The 18378-nt window shown below is 69.7% G+C and carries 17 protein-coding genes; 8 read left to right on the top strand and 9 right to left on the bottom strand.

Annotated elements, in window-relative coordinates:
• Positions 1–177 precede the first annotated feature (177 nt).
• The 3 genes from Q9G87_RS50605 to Q9G87_RS50595 all read left to right on the top strand — a co-directional run bounded on the left by Q9G87_RS50605 (position 178) and on the right by Q9G87_RS50595 (position 3741).
• Positions 178–1326: an NAD(P)/FAD-dependent oxidoreductase gene (locus Q9G87_RS50605; protein WP_305923854.1), complete on the top strand. Its 1149-nt coding sequence runs from the start codon at positions 178–180 to the stop codon at positions 1324–1326.
• Positions 1327–1607: 281 nt separating this feature from the next.
• Positions 1608–2060, top strand: a complete 453-nt coding sequence (locus tag Q9G87_RS50600) for a hypothetical protein (protein WP_305923853.1) — start codon at positions 1608–1610, stop codon at positions 2058–2060.
• 139 nt (positions 2061–2199) lie between these two features.
• The gene (locus Q9G87_RS50595) at positions 2200–3741 is read left to right on the top strand and encodes an ISKra4 family transposase (RefSeq protein WP_305923852.1); all 1542 of its coding nucleotides are present in this window, start codon (positions 2200–2202) and stop codon (positions 3739–3741) included.
• Between the two features lie 33 nt (positions 3742–3774).
• Here the strand turns inward: Q9G87_RS50595 and Q9G87_RS50590 are convergent, their stop codons facing one another.
• Both Q9G87_RS50590 and Q9G87_RS50585 read right to left on the bottom strand, forming a co-directional pair.
• On the bottom strand, positions 3775–4152 hold the full coding sequence (locus Q9G87_RS50590; protein WP_305923851.1) for a nuclear transport factor 2 family protein: 378 nt from the start codon (positions 4150–4152) through the stop codon (positions 3775–3777).
• Between the two features lie 57 nt (positions 4153–4209).
• Positions 4210–4953 (bottom strand): SDR family oxidoreductase, encoded by a 744-nt coding sequence (locus Q9G87_RS50585; RefSeq protein ID WP_305923850.1) that lies wholly within the window; start codon positions 4951–4953, stop codon positions 4210–4212.
• Positions 4954–5165: 212 nt separating this feature from the next.
• Here Q9G87_RS50585 and Q9G87_RS50580 point away from each other — a divergent pair, with 212 nt between their 5' ends.
• Complete coding sequence (locus tag Q9G87_RS50580) at positions 5166–6005, top strand: helix-turn-helix transcriptional regulator (protein WP_305923849.1); 840 nt, start codon at positions 5166–5168, stop codon at positions 6003–6005.
• On the opposite strand, the gene Q9G87_RS50575 is transcribed toward Q9G87_RS50580, so the two are convergent.
• From Q9G87_RS50575 to Q9G87_RS50565, 3 genes are all read right to left on the bottom strand, one after another.
• On the bottom strand, positions 5995–6246 hold the full coding sequence (locus Q9G87_RS50575) for a hypothetical protein (protein ID WP_305923848.1): 252 nt from the start codon (positions 6244–6246) through the stop codon (positions 5995–5997). The genes Q9G87_RS50580 and Q9G87_RS50575 overlap by 11 nt on opposite strands.
• Positions 6247–7211: 965 nt before the next feature.
• A complete protein-coding gene (locus Q9G87_RS50570) occupies positions 7212–7973 on the bottom strand; it encodes an alpha/beta fold hydrolase (protein WP_305923847.1) in 762 nt (253 codons plus the stop codon).
• Entirely contained in the window at positions 7970–8554 is a 585-nt protein-coding gene (locus Q9G87_RS50565) for a TetR/AcrR family transcriptional regulator (RefSeq protein WP_305923846.1), read from the bottom strand. The genes Q9G87_RS50570 and Q9G87_RS50565 overlap by 4 nt, the downstream gene beginning before the upstream one ends.
• A 252-nt stretch (positions 8555–8806) precedes the next feature.
• Between Q9G87_RS50565 and Q9G87_RS50560 the strand changes: the two genes are divergently transcribed.
• Positions 8807–9682: a recombinase family protein gene (locus Q9G87_RS50560; RefSeq protein ID WP_305923845.1), complete on the top strand. Its 876-nt coding sequence runs from the start codon at positions 8807–8809 to the stop codon at positions 9680–9682.
• 17 nt (positions 9683–9699) lie between these two features.
• Here the strand turns inward: Q9G87_RS50560 and Q9G87_RS50555 are convergent, their stop codons facing one another.
• From Q9G87_RS50555 to Q9G87_RS50545, 3 genes are read right to left on the bottom strand one after another with little or no spacing between them, the layout of a single operon-like run.
• On the bottom strand, positions 9700–10677 hold the full coding sequence (locus tag Q9G87_RS50555) for a TniQ family protein (RefSeq protein WP_305923844.1): 978 nt from the start codon (positions 10675–10677) through the stop codon (positions 9700–9702).
• Positions 10674–11636, bottom strand: a complete 963-nt coding sequence (locus Q9G87_RS50550; protein ID WP_305923843.1) for a TniB family NTP-binding protein — start codon at positions 11634–11636, stop codon at positions 10674–10676. The genes Q9G87_RS50555 and Q9G87_RS50550 overlap by 4 nt, the downstream gene beginning before the upstream one ends.
• A complete protein-coding gene (locus Q9G87_RS50545; protein ID WP_305923842.1) occupies positions 11633–13300 on the bottom strand; it encodes a Mu transposase C-terminal domain-containing protein in 1668 nt (555 codons plus the stop codon). The genes Q9G87_RS50550 and Q9G87_RS50545 overlap by 4 nt, the downstream gene beginning before the upstream one ends.
• 297 nt (positions 13301–13597) lie before the next feature.
• On the opposite strand from Q9G87_RS50545, the gene Q9G87_RS50540 reads away from it, so the two are divergent.
• From Q9G87_RS50540 to Q9G87_RS50530, 3 genes are all read left to right on the top strand, one after another.
• Positions 13598–14080, top strand: a complete 483-nt coding sequence (locus Q9G87_RS50540; RefSeq protein WP_305923841.1) for a hypothetical protein — start codon at positions 13598–13600, stop codon at positions 14078–14080.
• Positions 14077–16872: an FxSxx-COOH system tetratricopeptide repeat protein gene (gene fxsT, locus Q9G87_RS50535; protein ID WP_305923840.1), complete on the top strand. Its 2796-nt coding sequence runs from the start codon at positions 14077–14079 to the stop codon at positions 16870–16872. Before Q9G87_RS50540 ends, fxsT begins: the two co-directional genes overlap by 4 nt.
• Positions 16873–17007: 135 nt before the next feature.
• Positions 17008–17664, top strand: coding sequence for a recombinase family protein (locus Q9G87_RS50530; protein WP_305923839.1), 657 nt, complete (start codon positions 17008–17010; stop codon positions 17662–17664).
• 51 nt (positions 17665–17715) lie between these two features.
• On the opposite strand, the gene Q9G87_RS50525 is transcribed toward Q9G87_RS50530, so the two are convergent.
• On the bottom strand, positions 17716–18378 hold a 663-nt coding region (locus Q9G87_RS50525), incomplete at its 5' end, for a tetratricopeptide repeat protein (RefSeq protein WP_305923838.1).

Below are 18378 nucleotides of genomic sequence, written 5' to 3'. Positions count from 1 at the left end.
ACCGTCGGCGGGCCACGACATCCCAGAAGCGATCAACTCTCCCGGCCAACCAGCAGAGGCACTGTCTTTCATCAGGACTCGACGTCCAGGACACACGAGTGCTCACCCGCCGGACGGCTACCAACCAGCGGGTCCGCCGCACCGGCGGACCCGCTACGACTGATTAGGACATCAGCCATGAACATCCTGATTCTCGGAGCGGGATACGCCGGAATGACCGCCGTGGCCGCCGTCGCGCGCCGCACCCGCGGCGAGGACGTCCGCGTGACCCTGGTGAACCCGAGCACCCGCTTCACCGAGCGGCTGCGGCTGCACCAAGTCGCCACCGGGCAGAAACTGGCCGATCTGCGGATCCCGGAGATGCTCGAAGGCACGGGCGTCGAGTTCGTCCAAGGCTGGGTGACCGCGATCGACGCCGGCGCCCGCCGGGTGGCGCTCGCCGACGGCCGCTCGCTGGAGTACGACAAGCTCGTCTGCGCGCTCGGCAGCGTCGCCGACATCGGCATGGTGCCGGGCGTGGCCGAGCACGCGGTCACGCTGAACAGCGCGGACGAGGCCGCCCGTCTCACCTCTCGCCTGGTGGCGGGCGCGACCGTCGTCGTCGGCGGGGGCGGTCTGACCGGGATCGAGGCCGCGGCCGAGATCGCCGAGCAGCACCCGTCCGTGCGGGTCGTCCTGCTCAGCCGGGGCGAGCTCGGAGCGATGATGGGCGCGAAGGCGCGTACCTACCTGCTGGCCGGGCTCGACCGGCTCGGCGTCGAGGTGCGGACCGGCGTGTCCGTGACCAAGGTGATGCCGGAAGCGGTGGAGCTGGACGGCGGCGAGCTCCTCGCCGCTGACGCGGTCCTGTGGACGACCGGTGTCAAGGTGTCGCCGCTGGCCGCCGAAGCCGGGGTCGAGGTCGACGGGCGGGGCCGGATCGTGGTCGACGCCGCCTTGCGTTCGGTCTCCCACCCCGAGGTCTACGCGATCGGCGACGCCGCGGCGATCCGTCAGAAGTACGGCGTGATCCATGGGACGTGCCAGAGCGGCATCCCGACCGGCGCCCACGCCGCCGCCTCGCTCGCGCGTGAGGTGCGGGGCAAGGAGCCCAGGCCGTTCCGCTTCCGCTACGTGCACCAGCCGGTGTCCCTGGGCCGCCGCGACGCCGTCATCCAGTTCACCCACGCCGACGACACGCCCGCCCGGTTCTACCTCAAGGGCAAGTGGGCGGTCATCTATAAGGAGACGGTCAGCAGCAGCCCCTGGAAGGAGTTCGCGATCCTCAAGCGCTGGGCCCGGCTGCCGCTGTCCCTTAAGGGCGGCCGTGCGACCCGTATGGCATGATCGTCTCCGAAGAGGGTTTGATGGACATCCTCGACCAACCTCGGGGCCACCACCATCATCCGCCCCCGCACCACGCAATCATCCTTGGGTGTAGCTCGTCCTCAGTGAGTGTCTGAGCTGGGCATTTATGGTCGTGACTGTTTGATCGGGGAACCGCCCTCTACCGTGGGTGCAGGCGTATGAGGCGGTGGTAACGGTGGGTTCGTTGCTGGAGGAACTGGCGCGGCGGGAGGCGGTGGTCCGGCAGCGGATCGAGGAGATCCCGGGAGCAGATCGCCGGGTTGGAGTCGCGGCTGGAGGCCGAGCAGGACCGGTTGTCACGGCTGGTAATCACGCGGGAGACCGTTGAGGAGATCTTGGGTGAGGCAGTCGAACTGGTCCAGGAGCCCGCGGGTGAGGCCGAGGTTGTCGACGTCGCTGATGTGGCCGACTCGATGCAGGTGCGGCCGTCGGCGCTTGGTGTGGTGACGGTGCCGCCGTGGCAGCCGGGCATGACAGTGGCGGTGTTGCCGCGCGCGTACCGGGACGCGGTGGAGATCATGGTCGATGCCGGTAGGGGGTTGCGGGCCGGGCAGATCGCGGTGGCGATGGGGTTGCCGGACGAGGCCGCCAAGCGTGAAGGACTGCGGTCCAAGCTCAAGCGGCTGGTGGAACGCGGGTGGGCGCGTGAAGAGGGACCAGGGCTGTTCACGGTGACCGAACCGGTGGCTCGCGAGGTGGCCGGGCAGATCTGACGGGCAGGTCTGACGGGGGTTATGGGACGGCATCGCGCCGTTACGTGCCTCGTCACCGGGCAGGTGATTGTGGCGGGGCTCTTCCGCCGTCAGGTTCGAAGGTGCCAACCCAATCGCCCCTGGACGAAGGAAGAGCCCTATGCAGGCACCGTATGACACAGACGTCACCGCTGACGTCTTTGCGAAGGCGAGGAACACCTTCAACTGTCTGATCGGACAGCTCACCGCTGCGGCAGCCGCGTCGCTGACGCATGATCAGCTGGAGGACACGATCGTCGAGCAGGGGCGTGAGCTGCAACGCCGGCTGCTGCAGGCGCACCTTGATCTTCGGGCGCTGCGTGAGCGGCAGCAGGTGCAGCGCGCCTGCCATGACGGGGTGACCTTGGCAGTGACCGGGGCCGACGGCGTGCTACGACGGCGCGTGGAGAAGGGGCATCACCGCCTGCTGGCCACCGTCGTCGGGACGGTGAGGGTCACTCGGTGTGCCTGGCGCGCCCCGAACGTCCGCAACGCCTATCCGGCCGACGCGGTGCTGTCGCTGCCGGCGGTGCGGCACTCGGCCGGGCTGGCCAAGCTGGCGGTCATCGAGACGGTGCGCGGCTCGTTCGATGCCGCCCACGCGGCGATCACCGCGCGCTGCGGCAACGTGATCGGCAAACGGCAGATCGAGCAGCTCGTGGCCCAGGACGCGGCCGATGTCGATGCTTTCTACGCCGCGCAGATCCCCGTGCCGTGCACCGCCTCCACGGTGCTGGCACTCAGCGTGGACGCCAAGGGCATCGCCATGCGCCCCGAAGCGCTGCGGCCCGCAACCGCCAAGGCCGCCGCCCGAGCCAGGGCGACCTTCCGCACTCGGCTGGCGTCGGGGGAGAAGGCTGCCCGCAAAAGAATGGCCACCCTTGGCGTGGTCTACGACACCGAACCCGCACCCCGACGGCCCCACGATGTGATCGCCGTCCCGGGCGGGCGAGGTGGGCAGCGCCGGCCGCGGGCCGGACCACGTGCGATGCGCAAGTGGCTGTGCGGCTCGATCATCACCGACCCCGGCATCGTGATCGCCAAGGTCTTCGACCACGCCGAAGCCCGCGACCCTGCCCATGCCCGTCCCTGGGTCGTGCTCGTCGACGGAGCCCGGCACCAGCTCGATCTGATCGCCGCCGAGGCCGCCCGCCGTGACATAGCCGTCCACATCGTCATCGACTTCATCCATGTGCTGGAGAAATTGTGGGCTGCGGCCTGGAGCCTGCACCCGCCCGCCGCTCCGGCCGCCGAGGACTGGGTCGCCGCCCACGCCCTGGCGCTGCTGGCCGGGCACGCCGACCAGGTCGTCACCGCGCTGGCCGCCCAAGCCACCGCGTTACCCGCCCGGCGCCGCGACGGCATCGACGCCTGCATCCGCTACCTGACCAACAACGCCGAACACCTGCGCTACGACCAAGCGCTTCAGGAGGGATGGCCGATCGCGACCGGCGTGATCGAAGGCGCCTGCCGCCATCTGATCGCCGACAGATTCGACCTCGCCGGAGCACGCTGGGGCCTGGCCGGAGCCGAAGCGGTGTTGAAACTCCGCGCGCTGGCCGCCAACGGTCATCTCGACGATTACTGGCGCTACCACCTCGCCCGACAACACGAGCGTGTCCACCAGACCCGCTACCAGGACGGATATGCCCTCACCGCTTGATCGCTCCGGTCACCAGAGCGAGCTACACCCAGGTCAATTGACGTGCATGACCCGCCTGGAAATGCGCCAGCCGTCAGCGGTGCGCCGCAGTTCGTCCGCGTAGACGGCGCTCATGACGGTACCGCCGTCCATGACGCCCAGACCCTTGGATCGGACCCGCACCTCATCGCCCGGATCCTCCGACACGACGATATTCGTCGTGTGATGAGCTCGCGCGTGCCCGTCGGCACTCAGGACGGACGCAATCGCATCCAGTCCGACGACCGGATCGAAGCCGAAGACGCTTCCGTCCCGTATTGCATCTTCGGTAAGGCATTCGCCGAGACGGGCCGACTCGTGATCGTCCATGATGTGGCCCAGCAGCGCCAGGACTCTTGCTATTTCGACTGTGTCTTCGTTCGTGGGTTTCACGGCAACTCTTCCAATCTGTTTTGTGTATCGCGGGGAGGAACAAGTGGCTACGGGCGCTCAGAGACCGCTGAGCAGGGCCAGGACGTCGTCGTAGGTGCCGTTGGCTTCCGCCTCGCGCACGAACCTGGCGCGCTCCACGACGATTTCCTTGGCGTCGGCTCGGGTGCGCAGCAGGGTCAGGGTCTCGGTGAGGAAGTCCTCCAGCGGCATGGCGTTCTCGTCGTCCTGCTGGCCCAGCAGGGTCGTCCGCACGCCCGGCGGGGCCACTTCGATCACCTGGACACCAGTGTCGGCGAGCTGGACGCGCAGGCTCTCGGTGAAGGAGTGCAGCGCGGCCTTGGTCGCGTTGTAGGTCGGGGTGATCGGCAGCGGTACGAACGCCAGCGCGGAGGTGACGTTCATGACGACAGCGTCGTTCTTGCCCACGAGTAGGGGCAGGAAGGCGTACGTCATCCGGAGCGTGCCGAGCAGGTTGATCGTGACGTGATCCTCGGCGACCTGGAGGCAGGCCGGGTTGAGGAGGTTCTCCCGCAGCATGATGCCCGCGTTGTTGATCAGGACGTTCAGCTCCGGGTGGCCGGCCGTCACCGTTTCGGCGGCGCGGCCGATCGACGCGGGGTCGGCGATGTCCAGGACGATCGATTCGATGCCCGGGTGCTCGGTCGTGATCTGGTCGAGCAGTTCCTTGCGCCGACCGGCGACGATCACCTTGTTGCCGGCCTCGTGCAGGCGCAGGGCCAGACCGAGCCCGATGCCCGAAGTGCCGCCGGTGATCAGAATCGTGTTGCCGGTCATTTTCATGGGTGTTCTCTCTTTCGCTGCTGCAGGCCGGTGAGCGCCCGCAGCCCTGACCGTATGAGCGCCTGTGCGAGGGGCGGGAGAGGACGGCTTGTCCGTGGATCGGCAGTCCCTGCCTGTAACCTCAGGTTGCCGCTGGTCACACGCGTGGAGGAGCTCAGCCGGGGATCGGCGGTCTCTGGATAGGAGTGAAGAAGGCGGGCAAAATGGACGGCATGGACAAGAAAGAGCTGGCGGAATTCCTACGCCGGCGGCGTGAGACGCTGCGCCCCCGCGACGTCGGGCTGGTCGAGGGTCCGCGCAGGCGGACCCAGGGGCTGCGCCGCGAGGAGGTCGCCGCTCTCACCGGCATGTCCACCGACTACTACACCCGCCTGGAGCAGCAGCGCGGCCCGCAGCCCTCGGTGCAGATCGCCACCGCCCTCGCCCGGGCACTGCGTCTGACCCTGGACGAACGCGACCACCTCTTCGGCCTCATCGGCCACAACGCCCCGGCCCGCATCCACCGTCTGGAGCACGTCAGCCCGACCCTGATGCGGGTTCTGGACCGGCTGGACGACGCCCCGGCCCTGGTCCTGTCCGATCTGGCCGACACCCTTGCGATGAACCCGCTCGCCACCGCGCTGATGGGCGACCAGACCCGCCACACCGGCCTGGCCCGCAGCGCCTACTACCGCTGGTTCACCGACCCGGCCGAGCGCCTGTACTACCCCGAAGAAGACCACCCGCGCCACAGTCGCACCCAGGCAGCCCGCCTGCGCACCGCGCTGACCGCCGGCAGCGACACCCCCAGAGCCGCCCGGATCGTCGCCGAACTCCAGGAACGCAGCCCCGAGTTCGTCCGCGCGTGGGAACGGCAGGAGGTCGCCCAACGCTACGACGAAAGCAAGACCATCCTCCACCCCGAACTCGGCCGCATCGACGTCGACTGCCAGGTCCTGTTCACCGACAACCGCGCACAAACCCTGGTAGTGCTGACCACGCGCCCCGGCACGGAAAGCCACAGCAAGCTCGAACTGCTCTCCGTCATAGGACACCAGCAGCTCACCCCCTGACCCGCCGCAACCTTGGGGGACGACTGCGCAGAACCGGCGGGCAGTGCGCGACGACCGGCCGTCGCACCCGCACCAGGACGGGTGATCTCCTCACTGTCTCCCGGGCGATCACCAGCCGAGACAGCCCCTCCTCCTCAGCCGCCAACCGCTCATGCAACCGCTCGATCTGCTCCCCGATCGCCTCGCCCCACTCGCGGGCCGCTGCCTCCCGCCGAGCCGGCTCCTCCAGCAACGAGCCCATAGCGATCGCCTCCTTACCGCATAGTAGAAGACGACCACGCCCACCGACCAAACCATCAACATCCCAGGTCAGCAAATCACTGAAGACGAGCTGCACCCATCATCCTTCGCGATCCAAGCACGGACCCTGCCACAGATCCTCACCGACACCGAACTCACTCAGGCCCGCACGAGCAAGATCGATGTGGAGGGAGCCGAAGGCGCGGCCGTACGCGGACTGACCCCACTACTCGACCGGCTCCGGTCCGACGCCGAACTCATCGTTGGGGTCACCCCCGACGGCTGGCCAAGCTCGGACACAGCATCGACGACATCCTTCAGCCCCTGCTCGCACACGGCTTCCACCCATATCGCCTGGCCAACGACTACACCGCCTCCAGCTACCTTCCCGCCCTACGCCGGCCGGCCCGTGTCCGTACGATGGCACGGCCGATCACCGAGATGAGCGACCTGTGCCAGGACGGTGGTGACGGCTCCAGCAGTGATATTGGTGTTGATGGCTGGCTGCGGGATGTCGCGGCGCCACAGCAGCCGGTGGATCGTGGTCTTGGCGACCGCGCTGTCTCGGCGGCAGTTTCCTCACGGCGTTCTGCGTCGGCCGGACCCGACGGCGCGGCTCAATGCCTCTTGACGCGGCACCAGATCAGCCAGGAGGCGACGGCAGTGCGACTGCGGTTCTACGTCGCCGGCGCGCTTGCCCCCACAGCTCGGCGAGCAATTGGCCGATCTTGACATCGGCGATCTCGACAGCCGCCGATCGCGGCCAAGGCGGGTGCAGGCGCGGTGGGTGTCGGGGTCGGCCGCGTGTGGGGTGGTCAGGAAGGCGCCGGCTGCCTCAGCGAGGGTGGCGTGCCCGTCGCGCAGGTGGCGACTTTTCGGCGCAGGCGCTCATGCCGGTCGCCAGGCGACTTGGTTGCGCCGGTGTGGACGATGGATCCGGCGCACCCAGGCGGCCGCTGAGTTTGATCACGCGTCTGTCAGGAAGGCCAGTGCGTCGGAGGTGAAGCGCTTATCGGTGAATGTGCCGCTGTGGCTGCGGCCTGGGTAGACGACGAGTTGGGCGTCGGGGATGCCCTCGACCGTGTACCGGGCCAGTTCCAGCGGGTAGACGAGGTCCTTGCCACCCTGGATCAGCAGCGTGGCCGCCGTGATGTTGTGCAGCCGGCCGCGCAGGTCGAAGCCGTCTTCGGCGTTGAGCACGGTGACGGCGTCGCTGTGGTCCTTGTGGCCGCTGTCCGACAGCCACAGCAGGCATCGGAGCAGTCTCTGGCCGATCGCTGATGCGGTAACGATCTCGGCCAGGGCGGGGCTGGGCCGCCTTCGTTGGCGTGCGCGTTCGATGTAGTGACGTTGGGCTCGCTTGCCGACAGGGCCGAGAGTGCAGGCCGTGCCTGCCAGGACCAGGCGGTTGACCAGGCCGGGATGGTCGGCGGCAAGTTGCAGGGCGATGGAGCCGCCGGTGGAGATGGCCAGGATGTTCACCGGGCCCTCGAAGGTGGTTTTGATCGCTTGCGCGTAGACGGCGGCGAGGTCGGCCATCGTCGTGGCCGACGGCAGCCCGGGTGGCCGGTTGACGACATAGACGGTGAAGTGTTTGGTGAACGGTCGCACCATCCGCATCGTGGACCAGCGTGCCAGGCCCGTCGGGTTGGCCGCTTGCGGGGTGTAGAGCAGGACGACCAAGGGTGCTCCCGCGCCGGCCGACAGGTACGGCAGGCCGTTCATCATGGGGTGATCCCTTCTGTGACCGCGTCGATCAGACGGTTCATCACGGCCGGATAGATGTCGGTGCCCAGGTGTTCGGCGTGCAGCGGGGTCAGCAGGACCGCGCGCAGCACGCCGAGCAGGACCTGCGGATCGTCTTTCAGACGGGTGCTGAGGAACTGGAGCACATCGGCCATCGGGCCGTCCGTCGCTGCGGCCATGCGCTCGGGGGTGAGCTTGGCGGCGACCGCGGCCATCTCCTGGGGGTGGGACATCAGCCGCCGGTAGAGCGGATTGCTGTCGAGTTCGGCGATCGTGGCGCGCAGGAAGCGGCGCAGCGCGTCGCGGGTGTCGGCGCCGCGGTTGAGGCCCTCGTCGATCACCCGGCGCCGGACCTGCTCGCTCTGGCGCAGCATCGCCTCGAAGTACAGGTCCTCCTTGGAGTCGAAGAAGGCATACAGCGAGGACTTGGCGATGCCCGCGGGAGCGGTCAACTCTTCCAGGGACGTCTTGCGCAGCCCCTGGGTCGAGAAGAGGCGGGTGGCGGTGTCGAGCAACTGCTCGATGATCCGCAACCGCTCTTCCTCGGAGAACGCCGACGGCATGTTGTCTCCATTTGAACAGATTGGTTTATCGTTCACAGCGTAGCTCTCGATAGGCAGGCGATGTCGTCCGCCCCCGGTCCGGATGGATGGAGTCCAAGAGAGGGGCCATGCCGAGATGGGTGCGGCGTCCTGTTTCGCAAGCGACCACCTATGAAACACCGCCCTCTGCAGAACGCGTCCAGGGGGAACGCTGTTTCATAGATCGGTGCAATAAGGTAGCCGGGTGAAACACTCCCATGAAACGCTTCCGGGGTGCGCGACGACGACCACCTCCGTGTGGAGGCCCACGCCTGCCCGATGACCTCCTGCGCCGCCCCCGCCGGCTCGCCCTGCCGGACCGGCCGGGGCAAGGTGGCCGTTCAGTACCACACCGCCCGCTTCCGGCTCGTGCCCGCGCTCGCCAAGGCGCTCACCGTGGCCACCCCACCGGTCCGCAAGCCGGGCACGGCCTGGATCGAACTGCCCCGCCCCATCGCGGCCGGCACCGAACCGGCCGGGCACGTCCGCATCGGCTACGCCCGCGCCTCCACCGTCCGCCAGTCCCTGGACACTCAGCTCGACGCGCTCAAGGCCGCCGGCGTCACCCGCGTCTTCGCCGAGAAGATCTCCACCCGCGCCGCCAGCCGCCCCGAGCTCGACAAGGCCGTCACCCTGGCCCGGGAACTGCGCGCGGCGGGCGTGGCGGTCACCCTCGTGGTGCACGAGCACAAACGGCTCGGCCGCGGCCTCGACCTGGCCGCCCTGGCCGAGCAGCTGCGCGCCGCCGACATCGGCCTGGAGTTCCTCACCGGCGACCTGCAGGGCTCCCACGACTCCTCCGGCGTCGTGTTCACCGTGCTCGCGGCCCTGTCGGGGATGGAACGCGAGTACATCCGCGACCGCACCCTGGAAGGCCACGAATCGGCCCGCAGCCGCGGCAAGACCATCGGTGGCGCCGCCGTCACCGACGACACCATGCTCACCATGGCCCTGCACTTGCGCCAGCAGAACCTCAGCCTCCGCGACATCGCCGCCCGCCTTGTCATCACCAAGGGCAAGAAGAAGGGCCGGCACCCATCCCCGGCCACCGTGCTGCGGATGTTGCGCGACCACGACACCAACGCGGCAGCGGCGCCCGCCACGGGCTGACCGCCTCACCCGTTGCCTTACCGCCGATGTGGAGCGGGCTGCAGCGCCGAGCCGAGCGTGCCGCAGGGCACGATCCTCCCGTTCGCGGCCAGCTGCACCGCGGTGGCCGCCGCGTGCAGCATCGCTTCCTGACGTGGCGGGCTCAGCCGCTCGTACGGCCGCCAGAAGGACAGGCCCGCCCGGAACGGCAGGCCAGCGGTGTCCCAGATCTGGTGCAGGACGGCGGCCGAGCCGGGGCCGGCCCGGGAGTCGACCATGCTGACCTCGTCCAGCAGCGTCCGCAGCAGCCGCAGCCACTCCCCGACGTGCACGGTCTGCGCGGGCAGGGTGACGGTCGTGGTGGCGATGCCTTCGAAGGTGAGCCGGTCCAACGCGGCGACGGCGTCCGGGACCGGGCGCGGGGGCATCGGCTCGCCGTAGCGGTGGGCCCGGCGAACGTCGTGAAGGTTCTCCAGGCAGCAGCCGTGCTCCGCGCAGCTGGCCATGAGGGGGAGCGCGGCGAGCAAGACGACGCCGCGCCCCGGGTCGGCTGCGCACGTGGGGCAGATGCGCCGGGCCGTCCGCCATGGGCGGCCGCTCAGCGGCAGCCAGGGCCGCCAGCGATTGATCACGTGGTATCCGGCCTGGCCCGGTGGCAGCAGCACCGACTCCTTTCGAACGTAGTCGGCGAAGGCCTGCGGGCCCTCGGCGGGGTTCAGGGTGTCGGCCAGCCACGGCACGCACCCGGCGATCGTCATCCGGCGCAACCGGTCCACCTCGACGCCGGTCCGTGCGGCGAGCGCGTGCACGATGATCGTGGGCGCCTGGTAGTCCAGGTCCGCGCCGCGGTCGAACTCGGCCGACGCCGCGCCGAGGTTGTGCGCCAGCAGCTGCTCGACCGACAGCCGGTACAACCCGGCGAGACGGCCGAGCCAGGAGGTGAGCGCCTCGCCGGGGCCGGGCTCGGGGTGGACGGGCCAGCGGCGCAGAGCGTCCGGCAGGTCCCCGTGAGTCATGCCAGCTCGCGTTCGAACTTGCGGCGCCGCTCGGTCGGGCCCGTGTAGGAGGCCAGCAGCAGGGTGCGCTGGGTGATGGCCTCCTCGCCGGACTCGATCGCCGCGACGGCGGCCTCGGTGAGCAGCGCAGCCAGCTCCCCGATGGTGCCCTCGCTGCGGGTCAGCAGGTACTCGGTCATCTCCGGGGTGGCCAGGTAGGAGGGGCGGCGAAGCGGGAAGGCGGCGGCGAAGCTGGCCAGCAGCGTGCTCGCCTCCCGGCCGGGCTCCCAGCGCGGCAGCACAAACGGGGCGAAGCGGTTCTCCAGTTGGTCATCAGAGCGGATCGCTAGGTAGGCGTCCCGGGTACCGACGCCGACCAGCGGGATCTTCAGCTCGTTGCCCAGGAAGCGCAGCAGGTTGAGGAACTCGCGGCGCGCCCCGTCGCGCCCGGCCAGCACGTTGTGCAGTTCGTCGATCACCAGCATCCGCACGGCGGCCTGCCGCAGCAGCCGCACCGCGAGCTGCTCCAGCTCGGCCAGCCGCTGCCGGGGGCGCAGCGGCGCGCCGAGCGCGCTCAGCAGCCCGGTGTAGAAGCGGGCCACGTGCGGATCGGAGGGCATCTGCACGACCAGCACCGGGATCTCCTCGGCGTCCGGGTGCGAGATCGGCGGGTGCGAGCGCCGGAACTTCTCCACGATCATCGACTTGCCGTTGTTGGTCGGCCCGATCACCAGCAGGTTCGGCATCCGCTGCTTGGCCGGCCAGTCCAGCAAGGTGTGCAGCTGGTCCAGCGCCTGGGTGGCGCGGGTGTAGCCGATCCACCGATCCGCCCGGACCCGGGCCAGCCGCTCGGCGGCAGGCAACCGGGCCACCGGCCGGGCGCTTTCATGCAGGTGCGACAGATCCTCCACCCGCCCTGGCTCCAGCTCGATCTCGAACTCCGGCGCAATGTCCGGCTCGACGTCCGGCTCGTGGCTCACCACTGCTCGATCACCTCGAACGGCCGCACCGGCTCCCCGTCCGCGCACCCCTCGACCGGCGGTGGAGGCGGCGGCCCTGCTGTCTGCGGCGCGGGAGTCGCCGAGCGGCGCTCCACCTCCCGGCGGGCCCGACGGGTCTTGGCCGCCGCATCCTCGGTGATCTGCCGCATCTGCTCCACCATGGCGAACAGGGCGCTCTCATCGACCTGGGCGCGGCCCTCCTTGCGCAGCCGGGCGATCGCGGCACGCTGCTCCCACACGCTGATCGGCGGGCGCGACAGCGTCCGGTACGGCACCGGCAGGTAGGCGTGCCCGTCGGGGTCCAGCACCCAGATCCGGGAGAGGTCGCGCGGGTCGCGGCGTAGCACGAGCTTCTCCAGCCGGTCCCGGCGGGCGATCCAGGGCTTGAGCGCGTCGCTGTAGTACTGCACGTGGTCGATGGTGAAGCCGGTCCGCGTCAGCGTCCGCCGGATCACCGGCAGGAAGTCGACCAGGAACGCCGTCGCGCTGGTCACCGTCGCGGGGCGGCCGCCGGCCGCGACGCCCTCGGCCCACCGCCCGGCCGGGGTCTGGCCCAGCGTGGCGTGCACCTGGCCGTGGTAGGCGGCCACCGCCAGGGCCAGCCACCGGTTCAGCTCGGCGACGGTCAGCACCGCCTTGGCCTGGCTGTCGTAGCTGCCGCGCTCGGCCGGGTTGGAGAAGGTGGTCCCGGGCAGTTCGTGCACCATCTGCATCATCGTGCCGATCAGCCGCTCGATGACGCCGCCGAAGTGCGGCATGCCCTTGGGCCGGTACGCCAGCGTGATCCCGTGCTGAGCGCAGCCCCGGCGCAGCGCCTCGCTGCGGAACTCGGCGGCGTTGTCCACGTAAATCTCCTGCGGCTTGCCGCTCATCGGCCAGGCCACCGCCTCCATCCCGAGCCGCTCCAGCCACAGCCGCTTGTCACACACCGTGTGCGCCAGGCACAGCCCGGCCGACAGCGCCGAGGGCGCCTCCAGCGTGACCACCAGGCCAACCACGCAGCGGCTAGCCACATCGATAGCCGCAGTGACGTACGGGCGGCCGATCGGCAGCCGATGCCGCTCATCGACCACCTCCAGATCGACCGGCGTGTGGTCGATCTGGACCTGCTGCAGCAGATCCTCAATCTTCGGCGGATCGCCGCCCGCCGGCCGCAGACGGCGCGCCCCGTCTGCGCCCTCCCGCGCCGCGGCGGCCGCCGCCGGATCCAGCGCCTCGATCCTCCGTGCCAGCGTGTTGCGCGCCGGGACCGGCAGCCCGCCGGCCCGGCACCGGCGTACGACCTCCCGGTAGACCGCCGCCACCGAGCGCCGCTGCCGGTTCAGATACCGCGAACGGATCACCTCGGTCATCACCGTCTCGACCGCCGCCGGCAACCGGCCGAGTCGTCGGCCGCCGCTGGAGCGCCGGGGCAGCAGGTCTGAGACGACGCCTTCACCCGCACGCCACCGGCCCAGCAGCACGTACACCTGCCGCCGTGAGATCCCCAGCTCGTCTGCCGCCACGTCCGCGGCCGCCAATCCCACCCGTGGCCCGGCGGCCAGCTGGCCGATCACCTCCGCCTGGCGTACCGCCACGTCCCATGCCTCATCCGGGGCGGTCAGCACGCCCTGTTCGATGATCTGCGCCTGGCCGCCGTCCATGCCGGACCTCACCGTCGCGCACGCGAGTACGGAACAAACGCACCGTAGCGCAGAGGACTGCTGACAATCCGGTGCTTCACAGTCCTCTGCACAGAGCCGCGAATGCCCAGGACGTCCGTGCACGCGACTTCAGAAAGTGACAATGGGTTTCGGGACGCTCGTTCCTGCGGAAACGCGATCACCACACGGCCCATCGACACTTGTCCCGCAAACGACCGTTTCACGGAGGTGTGATCGCAAGTAACGCGTTCGCTACTTGGGGCCCCGATCGCGCCGGTTCGGGAGCATTCTGAAGGCATGTCCAAGACGATGCCCGAGGCGGGGCGAGCGGCGGGCTCGCGGCTGTGGCGCGGCATGGCGATCATCGCGCTCGTGTTGCTGGCGGCCTCTCTGGTAGCGGGGCTGCTGTGGTTCTTCGCCGATCCGCTGGACCTGCCCCCGGAACTGCTGGCCACCCTGGATCAACGGGGCAGCGTGATCGGCATGTTCGCCGGCATGCTGCTGGGTGCGGCCGGGTTCGTGGTCGCGGTGGTGGCGTTGCGCGCGCAGACGCGCGCCGACCGCACCCCGGCCGGCATCACCCAGCCCGAGACGGCGGCCGCTGAGCAGCAAGCCCTTCAGGTGTCGGCCGAAGGCGAGCGGTCGGTCGCCATTGGCGGCGACAACACCGGCATCATCTCCACCGGTGACGGCGCGCGGAACGTGCAGATGCGGGCGCAGGCCTCAGACCAGGGCCGGGTGTATCAGGCCGGCGGCGACCAGACCATCAACGAGCCATGACCACCCCCTCGGCCGACCTGCCGGATCTGCCAGATGTCCGGATGGACGGCGCCGCTCGTGACCAAGGTCGGTTGTACCAGGCGGCTCGCGACCAGACCGTCAACCAGATCACCCAGCAGGTTCCGCGGCGGCCGCTGCCCGAGGCCGGCACCGTGCAGGTCCCCGTCGGGCTGGCCGGGTTGCCGCGCCGTCCGGCCGCGGCCTTCGTCGGCCGCGATACGGCCCTGACCGCACTACGTCAGGCGCTGCAGGAGGAGACCGGGCCCGGGGTGATCAGTCAGGCCGTGCTCGGGCTGGGCGGCGTCGGCAAGAGCGAACTGGCGCTGCAGTACGCCCACCGCCACCGGCAGGAGTACCGGCTGGTGTGGTGGATCGACGCCGACGGCCCGGAGCAGATCCGTGCCGGGCTGGCCGCCCTGGCCCGGGCACTGGCCTGCGGCATTGACTCGGTGGCCGCCGAGCAGGCCACCATAGAAGAGGCGGCCGCCTGGGCGCTGAGCTGGCTGGCAGCCCATCCCGGCTGGCTGGTCATCTTCGACAACGTCGACGAGGTCGCCCATGTCGAGCCGTACCTGGGCCAGCTGGCCCACGGCCACATCCTGATCACCACCCGGCGCGACATCGGCTGGCGCCACCTGCGCATCACCCCCCTCCGCCTGGAGTTGCTGTCGCGCCCGGCCGCCATCGCCCTGCTGGCCGACCTGATCGGCCCGCCCGACGCCGCCAACGCCGACGCGTTGGAGGAGCTGGCCGAACATTTGGGGGATCTGCCACTGGCGCTGACCCAGGCCGGCGCCTACATCGCCCGCACCCCCCGCATGACGCTGTCCAGGTATCTGGAGCTGCTGAAGGACATCCCGGCCCGCATGTACGCCACCGCCACATCGGCCGGAGGCGATGCCGAGCGGGTGGTGGCCAAGGTGCTGACCCTCAGCCATGCCCGCATCCAGGCCATCAACCCGCTGGCCATTCGCGTGCTGAACCTGCTGGCCTGCTACGCCCCCGACAACCTGCCCTGCTCGGTCCCGGACGGCCTGCCAGAGACCGACCCCCTCCAGGTCGGCGAGGCGCTGGCCCTGCTGGCCTCCTACAGCCTGATCACCCTCACGCCCAGCCCCGTCGACCTCCAGCCCGGCGAGCCTGAGGACTTGGTCAGCGTGCACCGGCTCATCCAGGCTGTCACCTTGCACCATCTCAGCCCCGACCAGCGCGAGAGCGTCCGCCGCAAGGCCGCCGATCTGCTGCTGACCGCCCTGCCCGGCAACCCGGAAAAACCGAGCAACTGGCCCGCCTACCGCGCTCTCCTGCCGCATGCTCGCGTTGTTCTGCCGCTTGACTCATGGGGCCTACGGCAGGTGGTGGCCTACCTTGGCGCCAGCAGCGACTACACCACCGCCATCAACCTTCAGCAACAGATTCACGCGCATGCCGTCAACGCTCGGGGTTCCGAGCACCCCGACGCTCTGAACGCACAGCACCACCTCGCCCACTGGACGGGGGAGGCAGGAGACGCGGCCGCCGCCCGCGACCAAATTGCTGCATTGCTGTCCGTTGAGGAACGTGTGCTCGGCAGCGAATACCCCGACACCTTGACCACTCGACAAAGCCTCGCCCACTGGATAGGCCGGGCGGGGGACGCGGCCGCCGCCCGTGACCAACTCGCCGCCCTGCTCCCCATCTGCGAACATGTGCACGGTGCCAACCACCCCGCCACCCTGACCACGCGAAATCATCTCATCCGCTGGACAGGACAGGTGGGGGATGCGGCCACCGCCCGCGACCAGTGCACTGTCCTGCTCCCCATTCAGGAGCGCGTCCTTGGCGCCGAGCACCTCGATACCCTTAATACTCGGCACCACCTCGCCCACTGGATTGGGGAGGCAGGAGACGCGGCCACCGCCCGGGACCAGCTTGCCGCCTTGTTGTCCGTTGAGGAGCGTGTGCTCGGTGCCGAGCACTTTGAAACTTTGCTCACCCGTCACCACTTCGCCTCTTGGACGGGACAGGCGGGGGATGCGGCGGCCGCCCGCGATCTGTACGCCGCCCTGGTTCCCATCTGCGAACGTATGGACGGCGTCGAGCACCCCGACACCTTGACCACTCGGCATAACCTCGCTTCCTGGACGGGACAGGCGGGGGATGCGGCGGCCGCCCGCGATCTGTACGCCGCCCTGCTCCCCATCCGCGAACACGTGCACGGCGCCGAGCACCCCTCCACCTTGGCCACCCGACATCAGCTCGCGTCGTGGACGGGAGAAGCGGGAGACGCGGCCGCCGCCCGCGACCAACTCGCCGCCCTGCTCCCCATCCGCGAACACGTGCACGGCGCCGAGCACCCCTCCACTCTGGGCACTCGACATAACTTGGCCGGCTGGACGGGAGAAGCGGGAGACGCGGCCGCCGCCCGCGACCAACTCGCCGCCCTGCTCCCCATCCGCGAGCGCGTCCTCGGCACCGACCACCCCTCCACCTTGACCACCCGGCATAACCTCGCTTCCTGGACGGGAGAAGCGGGAGACGCGGCGGCCGCCCGCGACCAATACGCCGCCTTATTGCCCATCGAGGAGCGCGTCCTTGGCTCCGAACACCCCGACGCCCTGACCACCCGACATAACCTCGCCTGCTGGACGGGGCGAGCGGGGGATGCGGCCGCCGCCCGCGACCAACTCGCCGCCCTGCTCCCCATCCGCGAGCGCGTCCTCGGCACCGACCACCCCTCCACCTTGACCACCCGGCGCAGCCTCGCACGCTGGACTGGCAAGGTGAGCGACGCCGAGTCGAGGGGGAGTTGATCCCTTCATTTAACGATCGTTTTCTGAAGATCTTGAAACCGGCTCTCCAGAGCCTCGAAAAGCCTTCAAAAACTCGTTCAACAACCCCGGCGGTTCAACAACCCCGAAACACCGTTTATTGAGAGAATGACAGGCGTGACCGACGCCCTGCAGCCGCCCACTGACCCGCTGGCCGCCTTCCCCGCCTACCGCAGCGAGATCCGCATTGGCTACGCCCGCGTCTCCACCGCCGGCCAGAACCTCGAACGCCAACTGGACGCGCTCAAGGCCGCCGGATGCCGGCGCATCTTCGCCGACAAGAAGTCCGGCAAGAACGCCGAGCGGCCCGAGCTCACCGCCTGCCACGCCTTCCTGAACGAAGGCGACACCCTCGTCGTGCCCTCCCTCGACCGCTACGGCCGGTCCCTGGCCGACCTCATCACCATGGTTGGCGAGCTTCGCCGCCGCGAGATCGGCTTCACCTCGCTGCACGAAAGCCTCGACACCACCACTCCCGGCGGCCGGCTCATCTTCCACGTCTTCGCCGCCCTCGCGGAGTTCATCCGCGAACTCATCGTCGCCGGCACCCGCGACGGCCTGGCCGCCGCCAGGGCGCGAGGCCGTACCGGCGGCCGCCCTACCGTCATCACCCCCGAGCTGCTGCGCGCCGCCCGGGACATGCTGCCCAACCCGGAGAACTCCATCACCTCGATCGCCAAGCTGCTCGGCGTCTCGCCGGGGACGCTGTACAACCACATCCCCGACCTGGGACAGCTCCGCCAAAGCGGCACCGCCCAGGAGCTTCACCAGTAGCAAGGAATCACCGGGATTGACGGATGGGTCCCCTTTCTCCGGCGGTGTGCGCTATCCAAGCGCTGCCAGGTTGTCTCGCACAATCTTCGTCAGAGGATGATCCGCGCCCAGCACCCGCTCGCAATCAGCGAGAGTGGTCTCATATAGCGGGATGGCCCGGCCCAGATCCCCCGCCTCCCGGTAGGCGCCGGCCAGATTGTTGCGGGAGATCAGGGTGTCGGGGTGGTCGCCGCCCAGCACCCGCTCCCGCTCGGCCAGCGTGGCCTCGTACAGCGGGATGGCCCGGCCCAGATCCCCCGCCTCCCGGTAGGCGCCGGCCAGATTGTTGCGCGAGGTCAGGGTGTCGGGGTGGTCGCCGCCCAGCACCCGCTCCCGCTCGGCCAGCGTGGCCTCGTACAGCGGGATGGCCCGGCCCAGATCCCCCGCCTCCCGGTAGGCGCCGGCCAGATTGTTGCGCGAGGTCAGGGTGTCGGGGTGGTCGCCGCCCAGCACCCGCTCCCGCTCGGCCAGCGTGGCCTCGTACAGCGGGATGGCCCGGCCCAGATCCCCCGCCTCCCGGTAGGCGCCGGCCAGATTGTTGCGCGAGGTCAGGGTGTCGGGGTGGTCGCCGCCCAGCACCCGCTCCCGCTCGGCCAGCGTGGCCTCGTACAGCGGGATGGCCCGGCCCAGATCCCCCGCCTCCCGGTAGGCGCCGGCCAGATTGTTGCGCGAGGT

Origin of the sequence: Nonomuraea turcica (genome assembly GCF_030718205.1) — a bacterium.
Taxonomy (GTDB): Bacteria; Actinomycetota; Actinomycetes; order Streptosporangiales; family Streptosporangiaceae; genus Nonomuraea.
The sequence above is the reverse complement of the archived record's forward strand: the minus strand, read 5'-3'. Positions and strand labels throughout refer to the sequence as shown.

What these genes read in the sequence shown, in the direction of transcription:
- Q9G87_RS50565 (WP_305923846.1), bottom strand. Translation starts at nt 8,554, where the DNA reads ATGCCGTCGGCGTTCTCCGAGGAAGAGCGGTTGCGGATCATCGAGCAG.
- Q9G87_RS50605 (WP_305923854.1), top strand. Translation starts at nt 178, where the DNA reads ATGAACATCCTGATTCTCGGAGCGGGATACGCCGGAATGACCGCCGTG.
- Q9G87_RS50555 (WP_305923844.1), bottom strand. Translation starts at nt 10,677, where the DNA reads ATGACTCACGGGGACCTGCCGGACGCTCTGCGCCGCTGGCCCGTCCAC.
- fxsT (WP_305923840.1), top strand. Translation starts at nt 14,077, where the DNA reads ATGACCACCCCCTCGGCCGACCTGCCGGATCTGCCAGATGTCCGGATG.
- Q9G87_RS50545 (WP_305923842.1), bottom strand. Translation starts at nt 13,300, where the DNA reads ATGGACGGCGGCCAGGCGCAGATCATCGAACAGGGCGTGCTGACCGCC.
- Q9G87_RS50570 (WP_305923847.1), bottom strand. Translation starts at nt 7,973, where the DNA reads ATGATGAACGGCCTGCCGTACCTGTCGGCCGGCGCGGGAGCACCCTTG.
- Q9G87_RS50595 (WP_305923852.1), top strand. Translation starts at nt 2,200, where the DNA reads ATGCAGGCACCGTATGACACAGACGTCACCGCTGACGTCTTTGCGAAG.
- Q9G87_RS50575 (WP_305923848.1), bottom strand. Translation starts at nt 6,246, where the DNA reads ATGGGCTCGTTGCTGGAGGAGCCGGCTCGGCGGGAGGCAGCGGCCCGC.
- Q9G87_RS50585 (WP_305923850.1), bottom strand. Translation starts at nt 4,953, where the DNA reads ATGAAAATGACCGGCAACACGATTCTGATCACCGGCGGCACTTCGGGC.
- Q9G87_RS50580 (WP_305923849.1), top strand. Translation starts at nt 5,166, where the DNA reads ATGGACAAGAAAGAGCTGGCGGAATTCCTACGCCGGCGGCGTGAGACG.
- Q9G87_RS50540 (WP_305923841.1), top strand. Translation starts at nt 13,598, where the DNA reads ATGTCCAAGACGATGCCCGAGGCGGGGCGAGCGGCGGGCTCGCGGCTG.